This window comes from uncultured Paraglaciecola sp., assembly GCF_913058035.1.
GTDB lineage: Bacteria > Pseudomonadota > Gammaproteobacteria > Enterobacterales > Alteromonadaceae > Paraglaciecola.
Map to the genome: position 1 here is coordinate 1 of NZ_CAJXPA010000223.1, position 5,681 is coordinate 5,681.

The 5,681-nt window shown below is 41.8% G+C and carries 5 protein-coding genes; all 5 read left to right on the forward strand.

Annotated elements, in window-relative coordinates; all coding sequences use genetic code 11:
• Nucleotides 1–309 precede the first annotated feature (309 nt).
• Nucleotides 310–1,263: a TAXI family TRAP transporter solute-binding subunit gene (locus tag QZ562_RS18890; protein WP_293763687.1), complete on the forward strand. Its 954-nt coding sequence runs from the start codon at nt 310–312 to the stop codon at nt 1,261–1,263.
• A gap of 61 nt (nt 1,264–1,324) precedes the next feature.
• Nucleotides 1,325–3,082, forward strand: coding sequence for a TRAP transporter fused permease subunit (locus tag QZ562_RS18895; RefSeq protein ID WP_293763690.1), 1,758 nt, complete (start codon nt 1,325–1,327; stop codon nt 3,080–3,082).
• Between the two features lie 203 nt (nt 3,083–3,285).
• Nucleotides 3,286–3,663, forward strand: a complete 378-nt coding sequence (locus tag QZ562_RS18900) for a DUF2237 domain-containing protein (protein ID WP_293763699.1) — start codon at nt 3,286–3,288, stop codon at nt 3,661–3,663.
• Nucleotides 3,664–3,714: 51 nt separating this feature from the next.
• Nucleotides 3,715–4,161: a DUF4174 domain-containing protein gene (locus tag QZ562_RS18905; RefSeq protein ID WP_293763693.1), complete on the forward strand. Its 447-nt coding sequence runs from the start codon at nt 3,715–3,717 to the stop codon at nt 4,159–4,161.
• 409 nt (nt 4,162–4,570) lie between these two features.
• The gene (locus QZ562_RS18910) at nt 4,571–4,849 is read left to right on the forward strand and encodes a hypothetical protein (RefSeq protein WP_293763696.1); all 279 of its coding nucleotides are present in this window, start codon (nt 4,571–4,573) and stop codon (nt 4,847–4,849) included.
• The last annotated feature ends 832 nt before the right edge of the window (nt 4,850–5,681 follow it).

Genomic DNA, 5,681 nt, shown 5'->3' on the forward strand with positions numbered 1-5,681 from the left:
AGATAAGGATGAGTTCAGGATTTGATCTGCTAGATTGATATTGAGTAAAAGGCCTTTTATACTTCATTTTATATGATTCAGATGTTAAATTTTAGATAACCTTGTTTGTTAATTTTATTATAAAAGACAAAAGCTTTTAAACCTCGCTACAATGTGAGTTCCATCATAATCGTATTGATATTACTCGAAATAAAAAAATAATAACAATTTGGCATCCTGAAAAATATACACTGGCTTTGTCACCATTTAAAATCATATAGTTATAGACAAATTTATTTCAAATAAAAAACATTAATAAGAGACTGAAAAATGAATAAAATTAATCGGATCGGATTGGCTGTAATCGTCCTCATGATGACAACGGCTGTGTCCGCAGAAACCCGTATTACTTATAAATCGGCAAAAACAACATCATCCTACTATCAAATGGCAGTACAAATTGCCGAAGCCGTGAAGACTGGATCAGAGGGTGACATAATTGTAACGGTGGAAGAAAGTCAGGGTTCAGTTCAGAATGTTATGGAGTCGGCGGTACGCTCTGGCAATTATGTATTTACCACACCCCCAGTATTAGTAAAGTTGGCCAAAGCTGGCAAAGCAATGTTTAAGACTAGGCAGAATCCGAAATTCAACGATATTCGAGCATTGTTTCCTATCCCTTCTTTGACCATGCATTTTGTAATGAGTGATAAGAGTGGCGTGAAAGATTTTGCTGGAATGGAAGGCAAAACCATCTTGTTAGGTAAAGGTTCTTTTGGCGCTAAAGAAGGGGCTAAATATCTGAAACTGTTTGGCCTTGAAGGTAAAGTTAACCTAGCTGAAGTCGAGCTATCTAATGCGGTTCCTGCACTTAAAAACGGTCAGATTGATGGTTTTGTTACGGCGGGTTCTTATCCTGCACCAAACGTAATTGAAGCGGCAGCCGGAACTGGCGTTAATGTTTTATCGTTGAACGATGAACAAATCAAAGCCAGTAAACGAACCCGATTGGTTATTCCTGCCGGCACGTATGCGGGGCAAGATAAAGACATTACAACAACCTCTTTACCAGTGGTTGCCTATACCACTACACAAATGGATGATGCCACTGCTTACGCTTTAACCAAAACCTATTGGCAGCAGAAGGCCGATATGGGTGCTTCTGCCAGCTGGTGGAGCGCTGTTGATGAAAATCTATTGGTTAACATTAACGGGCAGATTCATCCTGGTGCGGTGAAATACTATAACGAAATAGGATTCGCTTTGACCGCTGCTCAGCAATAAATGCAGTTTGAGACTGGGGCTGTAATAGTTGATTATGCCCCTTTAATTTTCGATATCTGACATGTTTAATCTTCGTTCAATGATTTGGCCTGTGCTTGGGGCCATTTCTATCGTATTTCATCTTTGGCTGATTTTCTCTGGTCTGATCCCTAATCTCATCAGCCGCCCACTGCATATGGCCCTCGCATTACCCTGGGTGTTTATTTATATAGCGAAATCACGCTTTCAACGGCTGACTGGTAGTGTGCTCTGTGTTGTTGGAGTTACAAGCTGTCTTTGGATCGCAGCCAATCAGTCTATGCTGGGTGACCAGTATGCTTATCTTAGTAACTCTTTCCAGTTTGCTATCGCAATTTGCTTATTACTAGTGACGTTAGAAATGGCCAGACGTGCCATCAGTTGGCCACTCCCTATGGTAGCGCTCATTGCTTTGGCCTATGGTTTATGGGGGCAATATATTCCGGGTGAATTCGGCCATCCTGGTACGCCAACAGCTAGCTTCCTGGGTACCTTGACTATTGCAGAAGGTGGTATATGGGGTAAGTTAACCGGGATTTCAGTTAATATTGTTGCCATCTTCGTTATCTTTGGTGCAGTACTAAATGCAGGCGAAGCAGGGCAGGGCTTTATGAATGTGGCTGCCGCCGCCGCTGGTCGTTTACGTGGAGGCGCGGCGAAAGTATCCGTCATTTCGTCAGCTTTATTTGGCTCAATTTCGGGTTCGGCTTCCGCTAATGTTGCCTCAACCGGTGCTATTACGTTACCTGCTATGACTAGACTAGGCTACCCCCGCCCTTTTGCCGCTGCTGTTGAGGCAGTTGCTTCTTCAGGAGGACAAATTATGCCGCCCTTAATGGGTGCCGGCGCGTTTGTTATGGTCGAACTAACGGGCATACCTTATAGCGGTATCATGATCGCCGCCTTGCTACCTGCCGTACTCTATTTTTTCGCGGTTTGGGTCGGAATTGATGCCTTTGCCAGTCGCTATGACTTAAAAGCAGTTCCGCTGGATGAGCGACCTGAACTCAAACAAGTCATCATTACCTCAGCCTTTTTCTTAATACCTTTTTCAGTCCTGTTGTGGGGTATGTTTGGAGCCGAATTAACACCTCAGTATTCGGCCTGCATGGCTATTATTGTGGGTGCAGTTTTATTATGGATTGATAGAAATTTAACGTTTGATACTAAGCGTAGCCTAAAACGTATAAAAAGTGTGTGCCTTAATAGCGGCGTGCAAATCGCCACGATTGCATCCATTATTTTATGCGCTTCCATTATTATTGGTGTACTGGGTATTACTGGCCTGGGAGTCAAAATAACTTCATTAATTCTGTCTGGTTCGGGTGGGATGCTGTGGCCAGCTTTATTGCTAACTGCGTTTGCTTGTCTTATTTTGGGAATGGAAGTACCTACGACTGCGGCTTATGTTATCTGTGTTTCTGTTGCGGGTCCGGCGCTGATTAAACTGGGACTTGGGCCGTTACAGACTCATCTATTTATTTTCTGGTTTGCCTTGTTGAGCACCATTACGCCACCCGTTTGTGGGGCTGTCTTTATTGCTGCTGGTATGGTCCAGGAAAACTGGTTGAAGGTAGCTGGGATTGCGATGTCATTGGGCATAGGGCTGTATCTGATCCCACTGGGTATGATCGCTAATCCGGCTTTAATTGAGCTCGGGACTGCGGTCGTCCCATCCCTACTGGCAGCAGCGAAGATGGCGCTTGCCTTAGGTATGATCTCTTTTGGGATCATAGCGCCGAAAGCTTTTCTGTTTAGAATTTTCTTGGTGCTAGCCGGCTTGATTATTCTTTTTGTTTAACAGCGTTAAGATTAACCCGTGATGATAAATTTAATTCATGACGAATGTTTACTATGATTTATTCTCCCAATCTAGTTGATTATTTCAGAGCAAAAATCATTGTCGTGAGTGTCTTAAGTGAATTCCTTTATGGTTTCAAATAGGTTTTAATTACAGGGTTGTAAAAACAGATATAAACCTATTAAGGATATTGAAATATGAGCATACCAATGGCCCCATCGCTGAATGTTTTTGGCGAAAAACTAGTTTCTTGCAGTGAAGCCCCTATGACCGGGTTTTTCCGTGATGGATGCTGTAATACCAGTGATCAAGATGCGGCTTCACATACAATATGTGCTGGTGTGACTGCTGAGTTTTTAGCGTTCTCTAAAGGTAATGGTAATGACCTCAGCACGCCTCGCCCAGAGTATGGCTTTGCTGGCTTAAAGCCCGGAGACTCTTGGTGTTTGTGTGCTTCACGCTGGTTGGAAGCCCATGAAAATGGTGCTGCACCGCATATACACTTGACACGTACTCACCAGTTAGCATTAGAAATTGTGCCGATTGAAACCATGAAAGCCTTTGCGGTTGATTTGAATTAGGTGCTTGGGCGCTTAATTACTTGGGCCGTATGTCTAACAAACCTAAATTTTTTGAGTATTCGGGTTGCCCGTTTACCTTTAGCCGCGATGATTATTTATTCTATGGTCTCTAACCAACTGCTTGCTAACGATGTGATACTGTCAGACGTTAAACAGTTGCGATGGGACAACAGGATAATTCTAGCGCTTGCCGATCGGCAAAGTGAAGCGGAAGTAATGAGCCAACTTTATCACGCTAAATCAGAAATCGATGAGCGAGATCTACTGTGGTTTGTGATAAATGCCGAGCAACTGATGAGTAATTACGAGGGTAAAATTAGTAAAGATTTTGCCCGTGACATTCACGAAAAGTATCTCACTAATGCCGTAATTTCTGTGTTGATAGGTAAGGACGGTAGCGTAAAAGATCGGCAAACAGTCTTTAGCTTAAATTCGATGTTTTTACTCATTGACAGTATGCCGATGCGGCAGACTGAAATGATGCGCGATAAAGATTAGTAGGCGATTAGTTAAGCCTTGTGAGTAGCGCCGTGCTTTTCAATTTAATTTATAGTGAATTAATTCTACCGTCACTAGCGACGTTGCTTTGTTATAAACTACTAAAAGAGATTGACCAGTCAAACTACTTAGGCTGGTTTTTCTTCAAGGCTGCCGAAGTTTTTGGGATCAATTTAAGGTTTCTAGTTAATGGTTGCTGAAATTAACTTTTGGTGCTTTTTTACGGCCGCCTAACTTCATTTTGGAGGTATGACGATCACCGAGTGATTCAGCGTAAACGCTATCATAGGAAAGGCCATACTGCCGGTCGTCGTAACCGCTTCAATGTAGTATTTAATGACGGAGTGATGCAGAGCGTCGACAAGTTTCTGCATTAGACCCAATAAACCCTGTTAAATGATTAATTACTATGAAATTAGCTTTTAGAAAAATGTTTTCACTAATACTGAATTATTTTGAGTCTAGTGAGGGTGAATTTAAATATCGAAAATCACATCGGACCATTTTAGTGGTTGTTGGGGGATTATTTTTAGTGCTATCGTCCATATCAGCTTTAGCCGCTGTCAGCGAATCACAATTTGGAACATTCATCCCAATTGTTGTTTTTTTCACCGTTGGTTTTGTTTGTATCGTAGTTGGTGGCTTGGGTAACGAGCGAGCTGTAGCGACTATTTGGGGTAGTAAATAACGAGTCATTAAGCATATAGATTAGTCAGTAGTTCACGACAAAATTAATGTTTAATGCAATCAAGCTAACCGAGTCGGTCACAACTTTGTTTTTCCTCATCACTGACAATGTAATTATAGCCTCAGAATCCAACCGAATTTTCTAATTAATCCGATTTAGAAATAAATAAGTTTTTAAAGAAAAAAGAAAAATCAAGCGTATTTAGAATCCGATAAACCCTCGTAGACCAATCAAATATATTTGAGAACGTCGCTTTCATAACCCTAGTGTTAACAATAATCACTTTATGATTGCTCTCAAGCTAGTTTCCCAAACCTGAACAAATTCTTTCGACTTTACTGCCGTGGCGTACTTTTTTTGTCAGCTTAAAATTATCAGCGCAGCGGACATTGCAGCTTTAGAGGCACGATTTCATGCTGAGATCACGCGCGGCCGCACATGCAAATATTGCACCTATGTTTTGACAATCTGGTCACGGAGTATTCGATAATATTGGACTTGACACTTTTGCTCGCCTGCGAATCAGAACCCCAAGTCGCAACATTAAACGCGGTGGGCTTTGATGAAAACCGGTCGTCAAGTATACGCCGTAACTGACAACTTGATTTCACCATAACTTGGCCATATATGCTCAGTAAGCTTGCAATAAATATAGTAGCGATTAAAAACTATTATTGACAAAATGTAGTTTCGTAACGATACTATATGTACGCTGTTTTTGGCAGCACGATGGATTTCCAAATGGTCATGACTAAATTGTTTATGGACGAGTATCAGGTTAAGAAAACGAGTGCAAGCCGATGACTCAGGTTTAATTTGATCACATTACTTC

Excerpts from the sequence above, each read along its gene's own strand:
- QZ562_RS18890 (WP_293763687.1), top strand. The coding sequence starts at position 310 with ATGAATAAAATTAATCGGATCGGATTGGCTGTAATCGTCCTCATGATG.
- QZ562_RS18895 (WP_293763690.1), top strand. The coding sequence starts at position 1,325 with ATGTTTAATCTTCGTTCAATGATTTGGCCTGTGCTTGGGGCCATTTCT.
- QZ562_RS18910 (WP_293763696.1), top strand. The coding sequence starts at position 4,571 with ATGAAATTAGCTTTTAGAAAAATGTTTTCACTAATACTGAATTATTTT.